Source organism: Pseudomonas sp. RA_15y_Pfl2_54 (genome assembly GCF_963971015.1).
Lineage (GTDB): Bacteria > Pseudomonadota > Gammaproteobacteria > Pseudomonadales > Pseudomonadaceae > Aquipseudomonas > Aquipseudomonas baetica_A.
Genome location: NZ_CAXAPN010000027.1, coordinates 46,544 through 65,112, shown reverse-complemented (window position 1 = coordinate 65,112; position 18,569 = coordinate 46,544). Strand labels below are relative to the sequence as shown.

The 18,569-nt window shown below is 60.4% G+C and carries 16 protein-coding genes; 11 read left to right on the top strand and 5 right to left on the bottom strand.

Going from position 1 to position 18,569, the window contains the following annotated elements; genetic code table 11:
• Positions 1 to 84 precede the first annotated feature (84 nt).
• The gene (locus tag AACY50_RS19525) at positions 85 to 330 is read left to right on the top strand and encodes a DUF1127 domain-containing protein (protein WP_339433775.1); all 246 of its coding nucleotides are present in this window, start codon (positions 85 to 87) and stop codon (positions 328 to 330) included.
• Positions 331 to 434: 104 nt separating this feature from the next.
• Here the strand turns inward: AACY50_RS19525 and AACY50_RS19520 are convergent, their stop codons facing one another.
• Positions 435 to 1,745, bottom strand: a complete 1,311-nt coding sequence (locus AACY50_RS19520) for an NAD(P)/FAD-dependent oxidoreductase (protein WP_339433774.1) — start codon at positions 1,743 to 1,745, stop codon at positions 435 to 437.
• Positions 1,746 to 1,892: 147 nt separating this feature from the next.
• Between AACY50_RS19520 and AACY50_RS19515 the strand changes: the two genes are divergently transcribed.
• On the top strand, positions 1,893 to 2,246 hold the full coding sequence (locus AACY50_RS19515; RefSeq protein WP_221730875.1) for a YkgJ family cysteine cluster protein: 354 nt from the start codon (positions 1,893 to 1,895) through the stop codon (positions 2,244 to 2,246).
• A 101-nt stretch (positions 2,247 to 2,347) separates the two neighbouring features.
• On the opposite strand, the gene AACY50_RS19510 is transcribed toward AACY50_RS19515, so the two are convergent.
• Complete coding sequence (locus AACY50_RS19510; RefSeq protein ID WP_221730874.1) at positions 2,348 to 2,836, bottom strand: Lrp/AsnC ligand binding domain-containing protein; 489 nt, start codon at positions 2,834 to 2,836, stop codon at positions 2,348 to 2,350.
• 153 nt (positions 2,837 to 2,989) lie between these two features.
• Between AACY50_RS19510 and dadA the strand changes: the two genes are divergently transcribed.
• From dadA to AACY50_RS19480, 6 genes are all read left to right on the top strand, one after another.
• Complete coding sequence (dadA, locus tag AACY50_RS19505) at positions 2,990 to 4,294, top strand: D-amino acid dehydrogenase (protein ID WP_339433773.1); 1,305 nt, start codon at positions 2,990 to 2,992, stop codon at positions 4,292 to 4,294.
• On the top strand, positions 4,266 to 4,619 hold the full coding sequence (locus AACY50_RS19500) for a RidA family protein (RefSeq protein WP_339433772.1): 354 nt from the start codon (positions 4,266 to 4,268) through the stop codon (positions 4,617 to 4,619). Before dadA ends, AACY50_RS19500 begins: the two co-directional genes overlap by 29 nt.
• A 94-nt stretch (positions 4,620 to 4,713) precedes the next feature.
• Entirely contained in the window at positions 4,714 to 5,787 is a 1,074-nt protein-coding gene (gene alr, locus AACY50_RS19495; protein WP_339433771.1) for an alanine racemase, read from the top strand.
• 88 nt (positions 5,788 to 5,875) lie between these two features.
• Complete coding sequence (locus tag AACY50_RS19490; protein WP_221730870.1) at positions 5,876 to 6,424, top strand: cupin domain-containing protein; 549 nt, start codon at positions 5,876 to 5,878, stop codon at positions 6,422 to 6,424.
• 182 nt (positions 6,425 to 6,606) lie between these two features.
• A complete protein-coding gene (locus AACY50_RS19485) occupies positions 6,607 to 7,023 on the top strand; it encodes a c-type cytochrome (RefSeq protein WP_221730929.1) in 417 nt (138 codons plus the stop codon).
• Positions 7,024 to 7,158: 135 nt separating this feature from the next.
• Entirely contained in the window at positions 7,159 to 9,081 is a 1,923-nt protein-coding gene (locus tag AACY50_RS19480; RefSeq protein ID WP_339539021.1) for an acetyl-CoA hydrolase/transferase C-terminal domain-containing protein, read from the top strand.
• Positions 9,082 to 9,207: 126 nt separating this feature from the next.
• Here the strand turns inward: AACY50_RS19480 and AACY50_RS19475 are convergent, their stop codons facing one another.
• Both AACY50_RS19475 and rep read right to left on the bottom strand, forming a co-directional pair.
• Positions 9,208 to 9,780: a xanthine phosphoribosyltransferase gene (locus tag AACY50_RS19475; protein ID WP_003229440.1), complete on the bottom strand. Its 573-nt coding sequence runs from the start codon at positions 9,778 to 9,780 to the stop codon at positions 9,208 to 9,210.
• 59 nt (positions 9,781 to 9,839) lie between these two features.
• Complete coding sequence (gene rep / locus AACY50_RS19470) at positions 9,840 to 11,849, bottom strand: DNA helicase Rep (RefSeq protein ID WP_339433769.1); 2,010 nt, start codon at positions 11,847 to 11,849, stop codon at positions 9,840 to 9,842.
• A gap of 262 nt (positions 11,850 to 12,111) precedes the next feature.
• Here rep and AACY50_RS19465 point away from each other — a divergent pair, with 262 nt between their 5' ends.
• The gene (locus tag AACY50_RS19465; protein ID WP_339433768.1) at positions 12,112 to 13,785 is read left to right on the top strand and encodes a putative bifunctional diguanylate cyclase/phosphodiesterase; all 1,674 of its coding nucleotides are present in this window, start codon (positions 12,112 to 12,114) and stop codon (positions 13,783 to 13,785) included.
• 49 nt (positions 13,786 to 13,834) lie between these two features.
• On the opposite strand, the gene AACY50_RS19460 is transcribed toward AACY50_RS19465, so the two are convergent.
• Complete coding sequence (locus AACY50_RS19460; protein ID WP_339539019.1) at positions 13,835 to 15,229, bottom strand: NorM family multidrug efflux MATE transporter; 1,395 nt, start codon at positions 15,227 to 15,229, stop codon at positions 13,835 to 13,837.
• A gap of 159 nt (positions 15,230 to 15,388) precedes the next feature.
• Here AACY50_RS19460 and AACY50_RS19455 point away from each other — a divergent pair, with 159 nt between their 5' ends.
• Entirely contained in the window at positions 15,389 to 16,309 is a 921-nt protein-coding gene (locus AACY50_RS19455) for a LysR substrate-binding domain-containing protein (protein ID WP_339434281.1), read from the top strand.
• A 187-nt stretch (positions 16,310 to 16,496) separates the two neighbouring features.
• Positions 16,497 to 18,473, top strand: a complete 1,977-nt coding sequence (locus tag AACY50_RS19450) for a methyl-accepting chemotaxis protein (protein WP_339539018.1) — start codon at positions 16,497 to 16,499, stop codon at positions 18,471 to 18,473.
• Positions 18,474 to 18,569: the final 96 nt, after the last annotated feature.

Sequence of the window (18,569 nt, the reverse complement as noted above, 5' to 3'; positions counted from 1 at the left end):
TGCAGGTTGTTTGGATCTGTAATGCTTTTGCCGGCCCGCGCATCATGGAATCTCTGGCGACCCAAGTAAACAGGAGCGACAAAAATGAACGGCTTGAGCGATGTGCGGCTGACGTTACACAGTCAGGAACTGGTGGCTGGGCAGGAGGACAGTACGTGGAATGCGGCCATGCGCAACGCGCCGTCAGGCCTGAGTCGCTGGGGTCTGTTCTGGCATCGTCTGCACACGCGCAAGGTGTTGCTCGGCCTGACGCCGGAGCAACTCAAGGATGTGGGGCTGACCCGCGAGCAGGCGCAGGAGGAAGGGTTGAAGCCGTTCTGGCGAATCTGAAATCTGTATTGTTTTTGCGGACCTCTTCGCGAGCAAGCCCGCTCCCACAGGGAATTGCAGTCCTGGTGTGGGAGCGGGCTTGCTCGCGAAGGCTTATAAAAAGATCAGACCAGCTCTTTAAGCCGATGCCACAACATCCCCAGCGCCAGCAGCGGCGAACGCAGATGCTTGCCGCCCGGGAAAGTGATGTGCGGCACCTTGGCAAACAGATCGAAGCCATCGCTGTGCTGCCCGCTGATCGCCTCTGCCAGCAGTTTGCCCGCCAGGTGCGTGGCATTCACCCCGTGGCCGGAATAGGCCTGGGCGTAATACACATTCGGCTGGTCATTGAGCCGGCCAATCTGCGGCAGACGGTTGGCACCGATGCCGATCATCCCGCCCCACTGATAATCGATCTTCACCCCGGCCAGTTGCGGAAAGACGTCGAGCATCTTCGGCTGCATGTAGGCGGTGATGTCCTTCGGATCGCGCCCCGAGTAATGGCAGGCGCCGCCGAACAGTAGACGGCGATCGGCCGAGAGGCGGTAGTAATCCAGCGCTACCCGCTGATCACAGACCGCCATGTTCTGCGGCAGCAAGTTGTGCGCCTGCTCCTCAGTCAAAGGCTCGGTAGCGATGATGTAGCTGCCGGCGGGCAAAACTTTGCCGCTCAGTTGTGGGTTGAGGTTGTTGAGGTAGGCGTTGCAACCGAGCACCAGCGTTTTCGCGCGTACCGAACCCTGCGCTGTGTGCACCTTCACTTCAGAGCCGTAGTCGATGCGGGTCACCGCCGAATGCTCGAACAGTTGCACCCCCAGTTGCTGCGCCGCTGCCGCTTCACCCAACGCCAGATTCAATGGGTGAAGATGCCCGGAACCCATGTCGATCAGCCCGCCAACGTAGCGTTTGGAACCGACCACGGTGTGCATTTCATTGGCTTGCAGCAAACGGGTTTCGTAGCGATAGCCCAGACCGCGCAGTTCTTCGGCGTCTTGGGCAAAGCCTTCGAGGTCGGCGGGTTTGTTGGCGAGGTCGCAGTAGCCCCAGGTCAGGTCGCACTGGATCTGGAAACGCTCGACGCGCTGGCGGACGATTTCCACCGCTTCCAGGCCCATGAGCTTCATCTGCCGCACGCCGTCGGCGCCGATGACATTGGCAAATTGATCGAGACCGTGGCCGACCCCGCGAATCAACTGCCCGCCGTTACGACCACTGGCGCCCCAGCCAATCCTGTGCGCCTCCAGCAACACCACGCGCAGACCGCGTTCGGCCAGTTCCAGCGCCGTGTTCAGCCCGGAAAACCCGCCGCCCACCACGCACACGTCGGCAATCACTTCGCCTTGCAGTCTTGGGTGATCGGGCTGCGGCAGGCTGCTGGCGGCATAGTAGGAGGCAACGTGGGGTTGGCTCGCGAGGTTTCGGGCGCGGGCATTCATGGGCATCATCCAACGGCTAAGTGTCGAGAAAATTTGACGGAGCATAAGCCGCCCGCCCGAAGACGGGCAACACGGGTCGCCCGTTGCTGTCTGGATCACGGCTTTTGCGGCACAATTGCCGCCTATTCTCCGTAGGTCACTGTTTCGATGAGTTGCAACAGCCAGAAAATCCGCACCCTGCGTCAGCAGATCCCCACGTTCGAGTGCGTGCCGGGCTGCCATGACTGCTGCGGGCCAGTGACCACGTCACCCGAAGAGATGGCCCGGCTGCCGCGCAAGACCCGCGCCGAGCAGGATGCGGCGATGGAAGAACTGAACTGTGTGCACTTGGGGCCGAATGGCTGCACGGTGTATGGCGAGCGGCCGCTGATTTGTCGGTTGTTTGGGACGACGAAGACCTTGCCATGCCCGAATGGACGGGGGCCGGTCGAGTTGATTCATCCGCGCGCTGAAAAGCAAATCTTCGAGTACATGGCGGCGAATCGGCAGGTCCTGGTTTAACGGGTTCACTGTTGACCTGGTCGAGCAAGCCCGCCCGCACATTTGGAGTGCATTCCAGCGCGGGCTTGCTCGCGAAGAGGCCGGTACAGGCACCGTCAAATTCAGTCCGGAACCGGCAGGCTCAAACTCTCCTTCACCTCTTCCATCACGATATAGCTCTTCGACTCCCGCACATGCGGCAGCTTGAGCAGGATGTCGCCGAGCAACTTGCGATACGAGGCCATCTCGGAAATTCGCGCTTTCACCAGATAATCGAAATCCCCTGATACCAAATGACATTCCAGCACATGGGGCAATTTCAGCACCGCACGTCGGAACTCTTCGAAAGTATCGCCGGATTTGTAGTCGAGGCTGATCTCGACGAAGACCAAAAGACTACCCTTCAAGTGCTGAGGATTGAGCCGGGCGTTGTAGCTCATGATGATCCCTTCGCGCTCCAGACGTCGTACCCGTTCGGTGCACGGCGTGGTGGAGAGGCCGACTTTTTCCCCGAGTTCGGTAAAGGAAATCCGCCCATCCGCCTGCAGGATCCGCAAGATGTTGCGGTCGATCTTGTCCAGCTCACGTTTGGTCTGAGTGTTGGTACGCATAGGGGATGCGCCTCCGTGAAAAGGGTTTTTGCCGAGAATTGTCGCCAAATATAGGCGCTTATATAGTGAAAAGCACTGGCATTTATTTTTTACACTGCGCTCATCATTGCTCTAACAACACGTCGGCGGTCAGCCGCGATGAGGGATACAAAAATGCGCGTCATGGTCTTGGGTAGCGGCGTCATCGGTACCGCCAGTGCTTATTATCTGGCCCGTGCCGGGTTTGAAGTGGTGGTGGTCGACCGGCAGCCCGCCGCGGCCATGGAGACCAGTTTCGCCAACGCCGGCCAGGTGTCGCCGGGTTATGCCTCGCCGTGGGCCGCGCCGGGTGTGCCGCTCAAGGCCATCAAATGGCTGCTGCAACGCCACGCACCGCTGGCGATCAAGGCCACCGCCGACATCGACCAATACCTGTGGATGGCGCAAATGCTGCGCAACTGCACCGCCAGCCGATACGCGGTGAACAAAGAGCGCATGGTGCGTCTGTCCGAGTACAGCCGCGATTGCCTCGACGAATTACGCGCTGAAACCGGCATCGCTTACGAAGGCCGAAGCCTCGGCACCACCCAATTGTTCCGCACCCAGGCACAACTCGACGGCGCCGCCAAAGACATCGCCGTGCTGAAAGAGTCCGGTGTGCCGTTCGAAGTCCTGGATCGCGCCGGCATCGCCCGGGTCGAGCCAGCGCTGGCTGGCGTTACCGACATCCTCGCCGGCGCGCTGCGCCTGCCGAACGACCAGACCGGCGACTGCCAGATGTTCACCACCCGTCTCGCCGAAATGGCTGTGAAGCTGGGTGTTGAATTCCGTTTCGGCCAAGACATCCAGAAGCTCGACTACGCCGGTGATCGCATCAACGGCGTGTGGATCGACGGCAAGCTGGAAACCGCCGACCGCTACGTTCTGGCGCTCGGCAGCTACTCGCCGCAGTTGCTCAAGCCGTTGGGCATCAAGGCGCCTGTTTACCCGCTCAAGGGTTACTCGCTGACCGTGCCGATCACCAACCCGGCGATGGCCCCGACCTCGACCATTCTCGACGAGACCTACAAGGTCGCAATCACCCGTTTCGACAACCGCATCCGCGTCGGCGGCATGGCCGAGATTGCCGGTTTTGACCTGTCGCTGAACCCGCGTCGACGCGAAACCCTGGAGATGATCGTCAACGACCTTTATCCTCAGGGCGGCAATCTGGCCGAGGCGAGTTTCTGGACCGGCCTGCGTCCGACCACGCCGGACGGCACTCCGATTGTGGGCGCCACGCCGTTCAAGAACCTGTTCCTCAACACCGGTCACGGCACGCTCGGCTGGACCATGGCGTGCGGTTCCGGTCGTCTGTTGGCCGACCTGATGGCAAAGAAAAAGCCGCAGATCAGTGCCGAAGGCCTCGATATTTCCCGTTATGGCAACAAATCCCAGGAGTCGACCCAGCATGTCAATCCATCGCCAGCTCACCAATGAGCGCATGAGTCAGATCGTCAGCCACAACGGCACCGTGTTTTTGGCCGGGCAGGTCGGCGACGATTTCGATGCCGGGATTGAACAACAGACCCGCGATGTCCTCGCCAACATCGAGCGCTTGCTGGATCTGGCCGGGACCGACAAACGGCATCTGCTGTCGGCGACGATCTACCTGAACGACATCGAAGCACACTTTGCCGCAATGAACTCCGTGTGGGATCAGTGGTTGCCCAAAGGCGCCGCCCCGGCCCGTGCCACTGTCGAGGCGAAGATGGCCAAGCCGAGCATCCTGGTCGAGATATCCATCGTCGCTGCGTTGCCGTAATCGTTTCAAAGATCCCTCTCCCGGTGTTGTTGGCGGTTCACGCCGTCAGCCAGCGCCGGTTTTTATTCCCATGACCGCCTAGAAGTCTGCCGCCATGCGTCCTGCCCGTGCCCTGATCGACCTTCAAGCCCTGCGTCACAACTACCGAATTGCCCGCGAAGTCACCGGCGCCAAGGCGCTCGCGGTGATCAAGGCAGATGCTTACGGCCACGGCGCGGTTCGTTGCGCCCAGGCGCTGGAAGCTGAGGCTGACGGTTTTGCCGTCGCGTGCATCGAAGAGGCTTTGGAACTGCGCGCCGCCGGCATTCGTGCCCCGGTGTTGTTGCTTGAAGGGATTTTCGAGGCCGATGAGCTGGCGCTGATCGTTGAGCATGATTTCTGGTGCGTGGTGCATTCGCTGTGGCAGCTCGAAGCGATCGAGCAGGCCGCGTTGAGCAAACCGATCACCGTGTGGCTGAAGCTCGACTCGGGCATGCACCGTGTCGGTCTGCATCCCAAGGATTACCCGGCGGCCTACCAGCGACTGCTGGCCAGCGGCAAAGTCGCGAAGATCGTGCTGATGAGCCACTTCGCCCGTGCCGATGAACTGCACGCGCAGACCAGTGCTGATCAGATGGCGGTCTTCGAGGCCGCGCGCCAGGGCCTTGCCGCCGAAGTCAGCCTGCGCAATTCGCCCGCTGTACTCGGTTGGCCGCAGATCCACAGCGACTGGGTACGCCCGGGCATCATGCTTTACGGCGCCACGCCGTTCGAAGAAGCCAACGCTGTGGCCGAGCGCCTGCAACCGGTGATGACTCTCGAATCAAAAGTTATCTGCGTACGCGAATTGCCGGTCGGCGAACCCATTGGCTACGGCGCCAAATTCGTCACGGATAAACCGATGCGCATCGGCGTGGTCGCCATGGGTTACGCCGATGGCTACCCGCGTCAGGCACCGACCGGCACACCTGTGCTGGTGGCCGGCAAACACAGTCGCCTACTCGGTCGGGTATCGATGGACATGCTGTGCATCGACCTGACGGATGTGCCGGAAGCCGGGCTGGGTTCAACTGTCGAGTTGTGGGGCAAAAACATCCTCGCCAGCGACGTCGCGAAGTGGGCCGACACCATTCCTTACCAGATCTTCTGCAACCTGCGTCGGGTGCCAAGGCTCTATTCCGAGGGTTGAGGCAGCTGCGGGGCCCAAGTGTTGTAAATACTGAACGCTGTCGCCATGATAACGCTCAATATTCTTACAACATCAGGAGGCTCCAGCCTTGGACGTCGGTGAACGACTGCAATCGATCCGCAAGCTCAAAGGGCTTTCCCAGCGTGAACTCGCCAAGCGCGCGGGCGTCACCAACAGCACCATTTCGATGATCGAAAAGAACAGCGTCAGCCCTTCGATCAGTTCGCTGAGGAAGGTTCTGGGCGGCATTCCCATGTCGATGGTCGAATTCTTCTCCGAAGAAATCCTGCAGGAACAACCGACTCAGATCGTCTACAAGGCCAACGAGCTGATCGACATTTCCGACGGCGCCGTGACCATGAAACTGGTCGGCCGTGCACACCCGAGCCGGGCCATCGCATTCCTCAACGAAATCTACCCACCGGGCGCCGACACCGGCGAAGAAATGCTCACCCACGAGGGTGAGGAAACCGGGATTCTGGTGGAAGGTCGTCTGGAACTGGTGGTGGGCCTCGAAACTTTTATTCTCGAAGCTGGCGACAGCTACTATTTTGAAAGTACCAAGCCCCATCGTTTCCGCAATCCGTTCGACTTGCCCGCGCGACTAATCAGCGCAGCCACGCCGGCGAATTTTTAAATAAAGAGGCGCCAGGCCACTATGGCGAAGGCACCCGAACCGTTTTAGCGATGTGCAACAAGACCCCTTTAACTTTGGGGTTGTTTCAGTGTGGCGGGCTACCCGCTATACTTGCGCCCGCCTGCGAACCGTGGCCGCAGGCGTGAATAGCCACCATTGAGGGTGAACGCGTGAACCTAATTATGAAAATGCTGGCTGCACCAGCAACCGTACTGGCCCTCTGGGCTGTCAGCGCTCAAGCTGCGACGAATGACGACATTGCCAAGCGCCTGGAGCCCGTAGGCCAGGTGTGTGTACAAGGTCAGGAATGCAAAGGGATGGAAGTGGCAGCGACCGCCGGCGGTGGCGGCGGGGCGAAAACCCCGGACGAAGTGATTGCCAAACATTGCAACGCTTGCCATGGCACAGGTCTGCTGGGCGCACCGAAAATCGGTGACACCGCCGCCTGGAAAGAACGCGCCGATCACCAGGGCGGCCTCGACGGCATCCTGGCCAAAGCCATCACGGGCATTAACTCGATGCCGCCGAAAGGCACCTGCGCCGACTGCACGGATGACGAGCTCAAGGGCGCTATCCAGAAGATGTCCGGCCTGAAGTAAGGCGCTCTTTTGATGAAAAAAACCGTCTTCGGACGGTTTTTTTGTGCCCGCGATTCTGACCCTGGGCTGTTCATTGCAGCAAAGTAGCGGCAAGCTCGGTCTACCTCTATTCACGCAAAGGGCGGGAGGCTTCAGATGGTGCAGTTGTGTTCAATCGAACAGGCAGTGGACGACGTGCTCACGCGGTTGCCGGCGCATATTCAAATGGGTTTGCCGCTGGGGCTGGGCAAACCCAATCATTTCGTCAACGCGCTATACCGGCGAATCAAAGGGCTGCCCGAGCGGCAACTGACGATCTACACCGCCCTGTGCCTGGGGCGGCCGAGCCTTGGCGATGGCTTGCAGAAACGCTTCATCGAGCCCTTCGTAGACCGCGTCTTCGGCGATTACCCGGAATTCGATTTCCTCGCTGACCTGCACCGCGACAGCCTGCCCGCCAACATCCGCATCGAACAGTTTTTCATGCAGCCCGGCAGCCTGCTCAATAGTCCCCCGGCCCAGCAGGACTACGTCAGCAGTAATTACAGCCACGCCGCCCGCGACATCAACGCCGCCGGCCTGAACCTGGTCGCGCAGTTGCTCGCCAGCAGCAGTGAGCATCCCGACCGCTTGAGCCTGAGTTGCAACCCGGACATCACCCTCGACCTGTTGCCGATGATCGCCAAGCGTCGCGCGGCGGGGGAGACGATTTTGCTGGTCGGCCAAGTGCATACCGATTTGCCGTACATGCCCGGCGATGCCGAGGTCGATATCGACACCTTCGACTTTTTGATTGACGAGAAGGACAGCACCACGTTGTTTTCCACGCCGAACATGCCGGTTGGCTTTCAGGATCATTTCATCGGCCTGCATGCCAGTACGCTGGTGCGTGACGGCGGTACGTTGCAGGTAGGCATTGGTTCTATGGGCGATGCACTGACGGCTGCGTTGCTGGCACGCCAGGCGGATAACGCCGGATATCGGGCATTGCTGGCCGACGTGAATGTCAGCCAGTGGGCGCAATTGATCGAACGTGAGGGCGGCACCGCACCGTTCGCCAAAGGCCTTTACGGTTGCAGCGAAATGTTCGTCAACGGCTTGCTGGTGCTAGCGGATGCGGGGATTATCCGGCGCAAGGTCTACCCCGATGTCCACACGCAAGAGCAGGCCAACGCCGGCACCCTCGATGAGGCCGCGCAGCCTGACGGCATCTCGGTGCACGGCGGCTTCTTCCTTGGCCCGCGCAGTTTTTACCAGCGTCTGCGCGAGTTGCCGCAGAGCAAGCGCCTCGAATTCAACATGACCCGCATCAGCTACATCAACGAGTTGTATGGGCAGGAAGAACTCAAGCGTTTGCAGCGTCTTGATGCACGGTTTATCAACACCGTCTTCACCATGACCCTGCTTGGCGCCGGCGTGTCGGATCAGCTCGAAGACGGACGGGTGCTCAGCGGGGTCGGCGGGCAATACAATTTTGTCGCCCAGGCCCACGCGTTGCACGATGCACGCTCGATTCTGATCCTGCGCAGCTGGCGCGAATCGGGGGGCGACGTCAGCTCCAACATCGTCTGGGAATACGGCCACTGCACGATTCCACGGCATCTGCGCGATATCGTCGTCACCGAGTACGGCATTGCCGATCTGCGCGGCAAGACCGACGCAGCGGTGATCGAGGCGTTGCTCAATATCAGCGATTCGCGCTTCCAGGCGGGGCTGATCGAACAGGCGCAGACAGTCGGCAAACTGCCGAAGGATTTCCGCATTGATCCACGATTTGCCGATAACACGCCGCAACGCTTGCAGGCGATTGCCGCGCGACACCCGAACCTGTTTCCGGAGTATCCGTTGGGCTGTGATTTCACGATGATCGAGCGGGATCTGTTGCGGGCGCTGAACTGGTTGAAGAGCAAGTTCAAGCTGACTGAGATTCTGGAACTGGGCAAGGCCGCGCTGGATGCGCCAGACGCTTCAACATTCCCTGAACACCTGGAGCGGATGCAGCTCAAGAATCCGGAAGGGTTAAAGGAAGACCTGTTCCAGCGCCTGCTGCTCACGGGCCTCAAAGCCACTGCGAACTAACGGCCTGCTGCAAAACCAACTGTGGGAGCGGGCTTGCTCGCGAAAGCGGTAAATCAGTCAACCAGGATCTCGACTGACACTACTCATTCGCGAGCAAGCCCGCTCCCACAGGGGGGCGGTGTGGCTTTATTCGATGAAGGTTACAACGCCGTCCTTCAGCGATTTAACGCGAGCCAGCGACTCAACGCGATAGCCCTGCGAATCCAGCTCGGCACGGCCGCCCTGGAACGACTTCTCGATGACGATGCCCAGGCCGGCGACGGTGGCGCCTGCCTGCTTGATGATCGAGATCAGCGCTTGCGACGCCTTACCGTTGGCCAAAAAGTCGTCGATGATCAGCACGCGGTCGCTGCTGGTCAGGTGACGCGGGGAGATGGCCACGGTGCTTTCGGTCTTTTTGGTGAACGAGTAAACGGTCGCCGACAGCAGGTTTTCGGTCAGGGTCAGGGACTGTTGCTTGCGGGCGAAGATCACCGGCACGCCGAGGTTCAGACCGGTCATGATCGCCGGGGCAATGCCCGAGGCTTCGATGGTGACGATTTTGGTGATGCCCGAATCCTTGAACAGCGTGGCGAACTCGTCGCCAATCAGCTTCATCAGGGCCGGGTCGATCTGGTGGTTCAGGAAGGCGTCCACCTTCAGGACCTGGTCGGAAAGCACGATGCCTTGTTCGCGGATTTTCTGGTGCAATGCTTCCATGAAGCTGTCCTCATTTGGCGTTTTGTGCGCCGAAGGTCTAGTAAAAAAAGTGGTCAATTCTAGCGCTTTAGCATCGCGCGTATATCGGCCAATGCGTTGTTGCCCCGCACGGCTTTGACTTCGGTCGGTGTGTCGTCGTTGCCTTCCCACGCCAGATCGTCCGGTGGCAGCTCATCGAGGAAGCGGCTGGGCGCACAATCGATGATTTCGCCGTACTGCTTGCGCTTGGCGGCGAAGGTGAAGGCCAGGGTCTGACGAGCACGAGTGATACCCACGTAGGCCAGACGGCGTTCTTCTTCGATGGTGTCGGCTTCGATGCTGGAGCGGTGCGGGAGGATTTCCTCTTCCATGCCCATGATGAACACGTAAGGGAATTCCAGACCCTTGGACGCATGCAGCGTCATCATCTGCACGCCTTCGGCGCCATCCTCCTCTTCCTGCTGACGTTCGAGCATGTCGCGCAGGACCAGTTTGCCGATGGCGTCCTCGACGGTCATTTCGCCTTCTTCGTCCTTCTCGAGGGTGTTTTTCAACGCCTCGATCAGGAACCAGACGTTGCCCATCCGGTAGTCGGCCGCCTTGTCGCTGGAGCTGTTGGTGCGCAGCCAGTTCTCGTAGTCGATGTCCATGACCATGCTGCGCAGGGCTGAGATCGGGTCTTCGCCGGCGCACTGCTCGCGCACCTTGTCCATGAAACGCTTGAAACGCGACAGGCGATCGGTGAAGCGGCTGTCGAGATGTTCGCCCAGACCGATTTCGTCGGTGGCCGCGTACATCGAGATCTTGCGTTCGGTGGCGTAGTTGCCGAGTTTTTCCAGGGTGGTCGAGCCGATTTCGCGGCGCGGCACGTTGATCACCCTCAGGAAGGCGTTGTCGTCATCCGGGTTCACGATCAGCCGGAAGTAGGCCATCAGGTCTTTCACTTCCTGGCGGCCGAAGAAGCTGTTGCCGCCGCTCAAGCGGTAAGGCACCTGATGGTGCTGCAACTTCAGTTCGATCAGTTTGGCCTGATAGTTACCGCGATAGAGGATCGCGAAATCGCTGTAGGGCCGGTCGGTGCGCAAGTGCAGGCTGAGGATTTCCATGGCCACGCGCTCGGCCTCGGCGTCCTCGTTGCGGCAGCGGATTACGCGGATCTCGTCGCCGTGGCCCATCTCACTCCACAGTTGTTTTTCGAATTCGTGCGGGTTGTTCGAGATCAGCACGTTGGCGCAACGCAGAATGCGGCTGGTGGAGCGGTAGTTCTGCTCCAGCATCACCACTTTCAGGGACGGATAGTCGTCCTTGAGCAGCATCAGGTTTTCCGGGCGCGCACCGCGCCAGGCGTAGATCGACTGGTCGTCGTCGCCCACCACGGTGAACTGGTTACGCTTGCCGATGAGCATTTTCACCAGCAGGTACTGGCTGGCGTTGGTGTCCTGGTATTCGTCGACCAGCAGGTAACGCACCTTGTTCTGCCACTTTTCGAGAATGTCGGCGTGCTCTTCGAAGAGCTTCACCGGCAGCAGAATCAGGTCGTCGAAGTCCACCGCGTTGAACGCCTTGAGCGTGCGCTGATAGTGGGTGTAGACGATGGCGGCGGTCTGCTCCTTGGGATTACGTGCGTTCTCCAGCGCCTGGGGCGGCAGGATCAGGTCGTTTTTCCAGGCGCCGATCATGTTCTTGATCTCGTCGACGCCGTCGTCGCCTGCGTATTCCTTCTGCATGATGTCGGTCATCAGGGCTTTGACGTCGGTCTCGTCGAAAATCGAGAAACCGGGTTTGTAGCCCAGCCGCGCATGTTCCTTGCGGATGATATTCAGGCCCAGGTTGTGGAAGGTGCAGACCGTCAGGCCGCGACCTTCACCGGCACGCAGCAGGGTGCCGACCCGTTCCTTCATCTCGCGCGCGGCCTTGTTGGTAAAGGTCATGGCGACGATGTACTGGGCGCGGATGCCGCAGTTCTGGATCAGGTGCGCAATTTTGCGCGTGATCACGCTGGTCTTGCCGGAGCCAGCACCGGCGAGCACCAATAGAGGGCCGCCGACGTAGTTCACGGCTTCTTGCTGCCGGGGATTGAGTCGGGACATACGAAAATTCGGGAGTCGTTGACGAAATGGGCCGGCATTTTAACAGGCTCAGCGATTTGTGCTGCTCTGTCCGACTTGTGACGCACCACGCGATTCGAATTTGCCGGTTTTGTTACTTTCACGCAGGATGCGCGGAGATTTTGCGGCTAATGTTCTCATTCGTGACAAAAAATAACGTTCTGATAACCGTTGTCATTTGGTCATTGAACGGCGCAACGGCATAATGCCCCGCCCACATCATTGCAGAGTCTAGGGAGCTAGCTTGTCTACGCCTGTCGAACCCTTGCGTTTGCTGCTACTGGCCGAAGAGCCAGCGTGGACAGCGTTATTGCGTGAGTGTCTGGCTCCGATGGGGAGCGCGGCGGTGCTGATCAGCGCGCCGAGCTGGGAGTCGGTCCGCCGTTTGTTCGAAGACAACCGCCACGCGGTGCTGTTGACCGTTCCCGCGTTGCAACCGCTCCCCGGTCGTTGCTGCCTGCCGACGGTATTGTTGCTGGACCAAGAGCCAGCCACCGCGCCCGTTGGCGTCAGCGACTGGCTGGTGTTCGATGCCCTTGACGCCGGCATGCTGCGTCGTTGCCTGCGCCATGTGCGCGAACGCGGCCTGCTGGAAAACACCCTGCAACGCCTCGCCGAACAGGATCCGCTGACCGGTATCGCCAATCGTCAGGGTTTTCAGACCTTGCTCGCGGCGCGCCTCGCGGAAAACGACGGCCGTGGTCTGGCGCTCGGGCATCTCGATCTCGACAACTTCCGCCACGCCAACGACGCCCTCGGCCATCAGGCCGGCGACCGCTTGATCCTGCAAGTGGTGTCGCGGCTGAAGAATCAGCTGGAGGCCGGCGATCAGTTGGCGCGGTTGGGCAGCGACGAATTTGCCTTATTGATCGACACCCGCCGGGCCCCGCAACGCGCCGAGTGGATGGCCGAACGGATCACCGAAGCCTTGGCCGAACCGTATTGGGTCGATGGCGAAAGCCTGCTGATCGGCTCCAGCCTTGGTATTGCACATGCCCGCGCCCAGGGCGGCGCCGATCCGCTAATGTGGCACGCGCACATCGCCATGCAGCAAGCCAAGAGTACCCAGGGCTGCACCTTTCATATCTTCAACGAGCGCATCAACCGCAACGCGCGAAGCATGGCTGACCTGGAAAGCGAGTTGCGCCGGGCTTTGCGCCGCGATGAACTGGAGCTGCATTACCAGCCACGTTTGAATCTTGCAGACGGGCAGATCGTCGGCCTCGAAGCTCTGGTGCGCTGGCGTCATGGCGAGCGTGGTCTGTTGCCGCCCAGCGAATTCGTGCCGCTGGCTGAGCAGAGCGGTCTGATCGTGCCGCTCGGTTACTGGGTGATTTCCCGGGCGCTGCGGGACATGCAGGCGCTGCGCGAGCGCGGACTGCCAGCGCTGCACATGGCGATCAATCTGTCGTTCCGGCAGTTTCAGGACAGTCAGTTGCTGCCGACCCTCAGCCGTTTGATCGCCGAACGTGGTGTCGAGGCGCAGTGGCTGGAATTCGAACTCACCGAAACGGCCGTCATGCGCCGCAGCGATCTGGTCAAACAGACCATGGACGCCCTCGGTCGCCTCGGCGTGCGCTTCTCGCTGGATGATTTCGGCACCGGTTTTTCGTCGTTTGTGCACCTCAACAGCCTGCCGATCACCTTGCTGAAGATCGATAAAAGTTTTGTCGGCGGCATGGAGCAGCGCGAAGAGAACCGCAAACTGGTGCACGCAATGATCAACCTCGCGCACAACCTGCATCTGGAAGTGGTGGCCGAAGGGGTGGAAACTCCGGAACAGCTGGAGTTGCTGCGCGGCTTTGCTTGCGATCAGGTGCAGGGTTATCTGATCAGCCGGCCGCTGCCGTTGGCGGAGTTGGTTGAGTACCTGACGTTCGGTTCCAGCCAACAGCCAGTAATGGAAATCGTGAGCTGAACACAAAACCCAATGTGGGAGCGAGCAAGCCCGCTCCCACAGGGTAATTTTATTCAGCCTGAGCGATATTGAAGCCTTGCGATCGAGGCTCGCGCCGAATCATCCGCTTCATCTTCCACTCAAACGCCAGTGTCAGGCTCACTGCCGCACACGCCAAGCCCAGCGCCAGGCCCCACCAGACGCCCGTCGGTCCCCAATTCAGGTGAAACGCCATCCACCACGCAGCCGGCGCACCGATCAACCAATAGCAACCGAGCCCGACCAGAAATGTAGTCTTCGCGTCCTTCAAGCCGCGAATGCAGCCCATGGCAATCGTCTGGGTGCCGTCGAACAGCTCGAACCACGCCGCCACTGCCAGCAGGCTCACCGCCAGTCTGATCACCTCGGCGAACGCCGGATCATTGTGATCCAGGAACAGGCCCACCAACTGATTTGGCAGCAGCCAGAAGACCATCGCAAACCCGAGCATGGCCACCGCGCCGAACACGATCCCGACCCGCCCGGACATCCGCGCATCGTTCAGTTGCCCGGCGCCGTAATGCTGGCCGATGCGCATGGTGATCGCGTATGACAATCCCGCCGGCACCATGAACGCCACCGAAACGATCTGCAGGGCGATCTGATGCGCGCCCAATTGCGTACTGCCCATGGTGCCCATGCACAGCGCTGCGAAGGCGAACAACCCGACTTCCACCGCATAGGTGCCGCCAATCGGCAGGCCGAGGCGCCACAGCTCTTTGAGGTATTGGCGGTTAGGCCGCGACAGGCCGGCGCGCAACGGATAAGCGTCATAGGCCGGGTGCCGACGAATGTGCCAGGCCAGTGCCAGCGCCATGCAGTTGGCAACAATCGCCGTGACCAGACCGATGCCCATCAGCCCGAGTTTCGGCAGGCCGAACATGCCAGTGATCAGTGCGTAATTGAGCAGGAAGTTGGCCACAGTGCCGGCCAGACTGATGACCATGACCGGGGTCGCCCGGCCAATCGCGCTGGTGAAGCCGCGCAGGGCCATGAAACTCAAATAGCCGGGCAGGGCGAATGGCAGCGCAATCAGGAACTGGCCCGCAGCGTTGACGTTGGTTTCGGTCTGGCCGAACAGCAGCAGCACCGGTTTGAGGTTCCAGAGCAGCAGCCCGGCGCCCAGTGCCATCAGCCACGCCAGCCATAACCCGGCCTGGGTCAGGCGTGCGGCACCGATGATGTCGCCCGCGCCCTTGCGGATCGCCACCAGCGTACCGACCGCAGCGATAACGCCGATGCAGAAAATCGACACGAACGAGTAAGTCGCCGCGCCGAGACCGCCGCCAGCCAGAGCCTCGGGACTCAAGCGCGCCATCATCAAGGTGTCGGTCAGCACCATCAGCATGTGTGCCAACTGTGAAGCAATCAGCGGCCCTGCCAGCCGCAGGATGGCCCAGAGTTCGGTACGCACAGGATGCTGCATGGTCATCACCACTCGATTGACAGAGGGAACTGGAGACCGTCGATTCTCGGCGCATGCACGCGATTGCACAAAGGGATAAAAAGGATGGGTGGCATGATTAAAACTCATCCTGAGCGGATTCTGCTAAGTTGCTCTCGTCCCGCTATAGGAGCTTTCTGAATGTCTCGTCGTCTTCCTCCTTTGTATGCCCTGCGCGCATTTGAAGCGGCGGCGCGGCATAGCTCGTTTACGCGCGCCGCTGAAGAGCTGTCGATCACCCAAAGTGCAGTGAGTCGGCACATTCGCACGCTTGAGGATCATTTTGCCTGCCGCTTGTTTCACCGCAGCGGGCGCCACCTGCAACTCACCGAGTCGGCGCGCATGTTGTTGCCGGGCATCCGTGAAGGTTTTACCGCCCTTGAGCGGGCCTGCAACACCTTGCGCGCCGAGGACGACATCCTGCGCATGAAAGCCCCGTCAACACTGACCATGCGCTGGCTGCTGGCACGGCTCAGTCGCTTCCGCCATTTGCAACCGGGCAACGAGGTGCAACTGACCAGTGCCTGGATGGATGTGGATTCGGTGGATTTCAACGATGAGCCCTTTGACTGTGCCGTGCTGCTGAGCGACGGCCATTTCCCGCCGGACTGGGAAGCCAGCCTGCTGTTTCCCGAAGAGCTGATCCCGGTGGGCGCCCCCAATCTTCTCAACGACCAGCCGTGGGACGTCGCGCGACTGGCGTCCACCGAGTTATTGCACCCGACCCCGGATCGACGCGATTGGCGCAGTTGGCTGGAGTGCATGGGGCTGTCCGATCAGGTGTCGCTCAAGGGCGGGCAGGTGTTCGATACGCTGGAGCTTGGCATGATCGCGGCGGCTCGGGGTTATGGCGTGTCGATGGGGGATCTGCTGATGGTCGCCGAAGATGTCGCGCAAGGTCGCTTGAGTTTGCCGTGGCCGACCGCGGTTGCCAGTGGACTCAACTATTACCTGGTCTGGCCCAAAACCCGTCCGGGAGGTGAACGTTTGCGCCGTCTGAGTGATTTTCTGCAAGGTGAAGTCCGCGCCATGGAATTGCCGACCGTCGTTCGCTTGAGCTGAAACGTTCGAGCCCTCACAATGCCGGCCTTGTGCCATAACCTTGCTAATTGCTCAAGTATTGGGTTTTTCCGCCGAATACGTGCTTGTGGAACCGTCGTGCCGGTGTCCGCGATTCACCCCATTCTTAGAATTTTCCGAGCAAGTGCTGCGATCAAGGAGGATCCGGTGGCTCGGCCAGGAGCTATCCATGTCTCAACCTCGCGCCCGGATCGCCTCACAACTGGGCCTCGCGCTCGCTGTGATATTGGCGATTGTCATCAGCGGCAGTACGGTTTTCGCCCTGCGTTCGCTGGATACCGCCAACCTCGCCACTCGTGAAGAGCATCTGGCCAGTGAGGCCCGCCTGCTGGCTGACCAACTGAGCACTTTCCACGGCACCTTGCGTGAAAGCACGCAGCGCCTGAGCGGGTTGTTCGAAATGCGATTCAGCACAGGTTTGAGCATTCACCCGAGTGAGCCGGTGACCGTTGCCGGCACCCAGACGCCGGGCCTGCACCTGGGCGGCGAAGTGATGAACAACAACTTCAAGGAAGTTGACGAGTTCCAGCAGATGACCGCCGGCGTCGCCACGCTGTTTGTGCGCAGCGGCGAAGATTTCGTGCGGGTCAGCACCTCGTTGACCAAACAGGACGGCACGCGCGCCATCGGTACTTTGCTTGATCACACTCACCCGGCCTATGCGAAGTTGATGGCAGGGCAGGGCTACGTGGGTCGTGCCGTGCTGTTCGATCGCTCCTATATGACCCAATACACCCCGGTGCGCGACGGCAGCGGCAAGGTGATTGCGGTGCTGTTCGTCGGTTTCGACTACACCGACGCGCAAAACGCCCAATTTGAAAACCTCAAGCGCTTCCGCATCGGCCAGACGGGCTCGCTGGCATTGCTGGATGAGCATAACAAATGGCTGGTTCCGCCAGCCGGCGTGCAGGCGCAGGATCAAGCGATTGCAGTGATCAGCGGTTTGGCCAAGACGCCGGGCAAGGGCCAGTTCTGGAGCGACAAGGCTGAAGACTTCTACAGCGTATCGGTGCCGTTCGACGGCGGGCCGTGGTCGGTGGTGGCAAGCATGCCGAAAGCCGAGATTCGCGCGGTGACCTGGAGCGTCGGCACCCAACTGGCAATCGGCAGCCTGCTGGCGATGTTGTTGGCGGTCGGTTCCGTGGTCTGGTTGCTGCGCAGCAAACTCGCGCCATTGAGCGACCTGGTACGTCAGGCTGAAGCCCTGGGCGCCGGTGATCTGAGCGTGCGTTTGAATGTGTCCAGCAATGATGAAATCGGTCAGCTGTCTCGCGCGTTCAACCAGATGAGCCAGGCGCTGTCGACCATGGTCGAGCACATCCGCCGTGCCTCGGAAGAGGTCAACAGCCGTGCGCAGGCACTTTCCGGCCTGTCCGGTGGCGCATACGACGGCATGGAACAGCAGTCCGGCGAAATCACCAGCATGGCCGGCGCGGTTGAAGAGTTCAGCGCAACCTCGCTGGACATCGCCGACAACATGGGTGCCACTCAGCGTCTGGCTCAGGAAAATGCCCAGCAAACGCAGATTGGTCGCAGCTCGATGGAAGAGGCTTCGTCGTCGCTTGAGCAAATCGCGGGCGCCCTGAACAGCACCGCCACGGTGATCAACACCCTCGGCCAGCGCTCCCAGGAAATCGGTGGCATTGTCGGCGTGATTACCTCGATTGCCGAACAGACCAACCTGCTGGCGCTCAACGCGGCGATTGAAGCTGCCCGCGCCGGTGAACAAGGTCGCGGCTTTGCCGTGGTGGCTGATGAAGTGCGTAGCCTGGCCTCGCGCACGCGTCAGGCCACCGATGAAATTTCCAGCATGATCCACAGCATTCAGCAGGAAACCGGTAATGCGATCAGCACGATGGAACAAGGCAATGTGCTGATGCAGGAAGGTTTGTCGCGCAACGCCAATGTCGCTTCGGCACTGGCGCGGATCGATGAGCAGAGTCGTTCGGCCGGGCAACAGTTTGCCGCGATTACCACCGCAACCCAGGAGCAGAGCAGCACGGCGACCTTGCTGAGCAGCAACTTGCAGAGCATCGCGTTGGCCAACAGTGAACAGCGTGAGGTTGTTTCCAACCTTGCGGTGACGGCTAAAGAGCTTGAGAAATTGGCGGCGGACTTGCGTTCCGAGGTTGATCGTTTTCGTTGATGCGCCTCTGAAACAGCCATCGCGGGCAAGCCCGCTCCCACAGGTATATCGGTTGTGCGCAAAAATTGTGCTCGCCGTTGAACCGTGCGGGAGCGG

What these genes read in the sequence shown, in the direction of transcription:
- AACY50_RS19525 (WP_339433775.1), top strand. Translation starts at nt 85, where the DNA reads ATGAACGGCTTGAGCGATGTGCGGCTGACGTTACACAGTCAGGAACTG.
- AACY50_RS19520 (WP_339433774.1), bottom strand. Translation starts at nt 1,745, where the DNA reads ATGAATGCCCGCGCCCGAAACCTCGCGAGCCAACCCCACGTTGCCTCC.
- AACY50_RS19515 (WP_221730875.1), top strand. Translation starts at nt 1,893, where the DNA reads ATGAGTTGCAACAGCCAGAAAATCCGCACCCTGCGTCAGCAGATCCCC.
- AACY50_RS19510 (WP_221730874.1), bottom strand. Translation starts at nt 2,836, where the DNA reads ATGCGTACCAACACTCAGACCAAACGTGAGCTGGACAAGATCGACCGC.
- dadA (WP_339433773.1), top strand. Translation starts at nt 2,990, where the DNA reads ATGCGCGTCATGGTCTTGGGTAGCGGCGTCATCGGTACCGCCAGTGCT.
- AACY50_RS19500 (WP_339433772.1), top strand. Translation starts at nt 4,266, where the DNA reads ATGTCAATCCATCGCCAGCTCACCAATGAGCGCATGAGTCAGATCGTC.
- alr (WP_339433771.1), top strand. Translation starts at nt 4,714, where the DNA reads ATGCGTCCTGCCCGTGCCCTGATCGACCTTCAAGCCCTGCGTCACAAC.
- AACY50_RS19485 (WP_221730929.1), top strand. Translation starts at nt 6,607, where the DNA reads ATGAAAATGCTGGCTGCACCAGCAACCGTACTGGCCCTCTGGGCTGTC.
- AACY50_RS19480 (WP_339539021.1), top strand. Translation starts at nt 7,159, where the DNA reads ATGGTGCAGTTGTGTTCAATCGAACAGGCAGTGGACGACGTGCTCACG.
- AACY50_RS19475 (WP_003229440.1), bottom strand. Translation starts at nt 9,780, where the DNA reads ATGGAAGCATTGCACCAGAAAATCCGCGAACAAGGCATCGTGCTTTCC.
- rep (WP_339433769.1), bottom strand. Translation starts at nt 11,849, where the DNA reads ATGTCCCGACTCAATCCCCGGCAGCAAGAAGCCGTGAACTACGTCGGC.
- AACY50_RS19460 (WP_339539019.1), bottom strand. Translation starts at nt 15,229, where the DNA reads ATGCAGCATCCTGTGCGTACCGAACTCTGGGCCATCCTGCGGCTGGCA.
- AACY50_RS19455 (WP_339434281.1), top strand. Translation starts at nt 15,389, where the DNA reads ATGTCTCGTCGTCTTCCTCCTTTGTATGCCCTGCGCGCATTTGAAGCG.
- AACY50_RS19450 (WP_339539018.1), top strand. Translation starts at nt 16,497, where the DNA reads ATGTCTCAACCTCGCGCCCGGATCGCCTCACAACTGGGCCTCGCGCTC.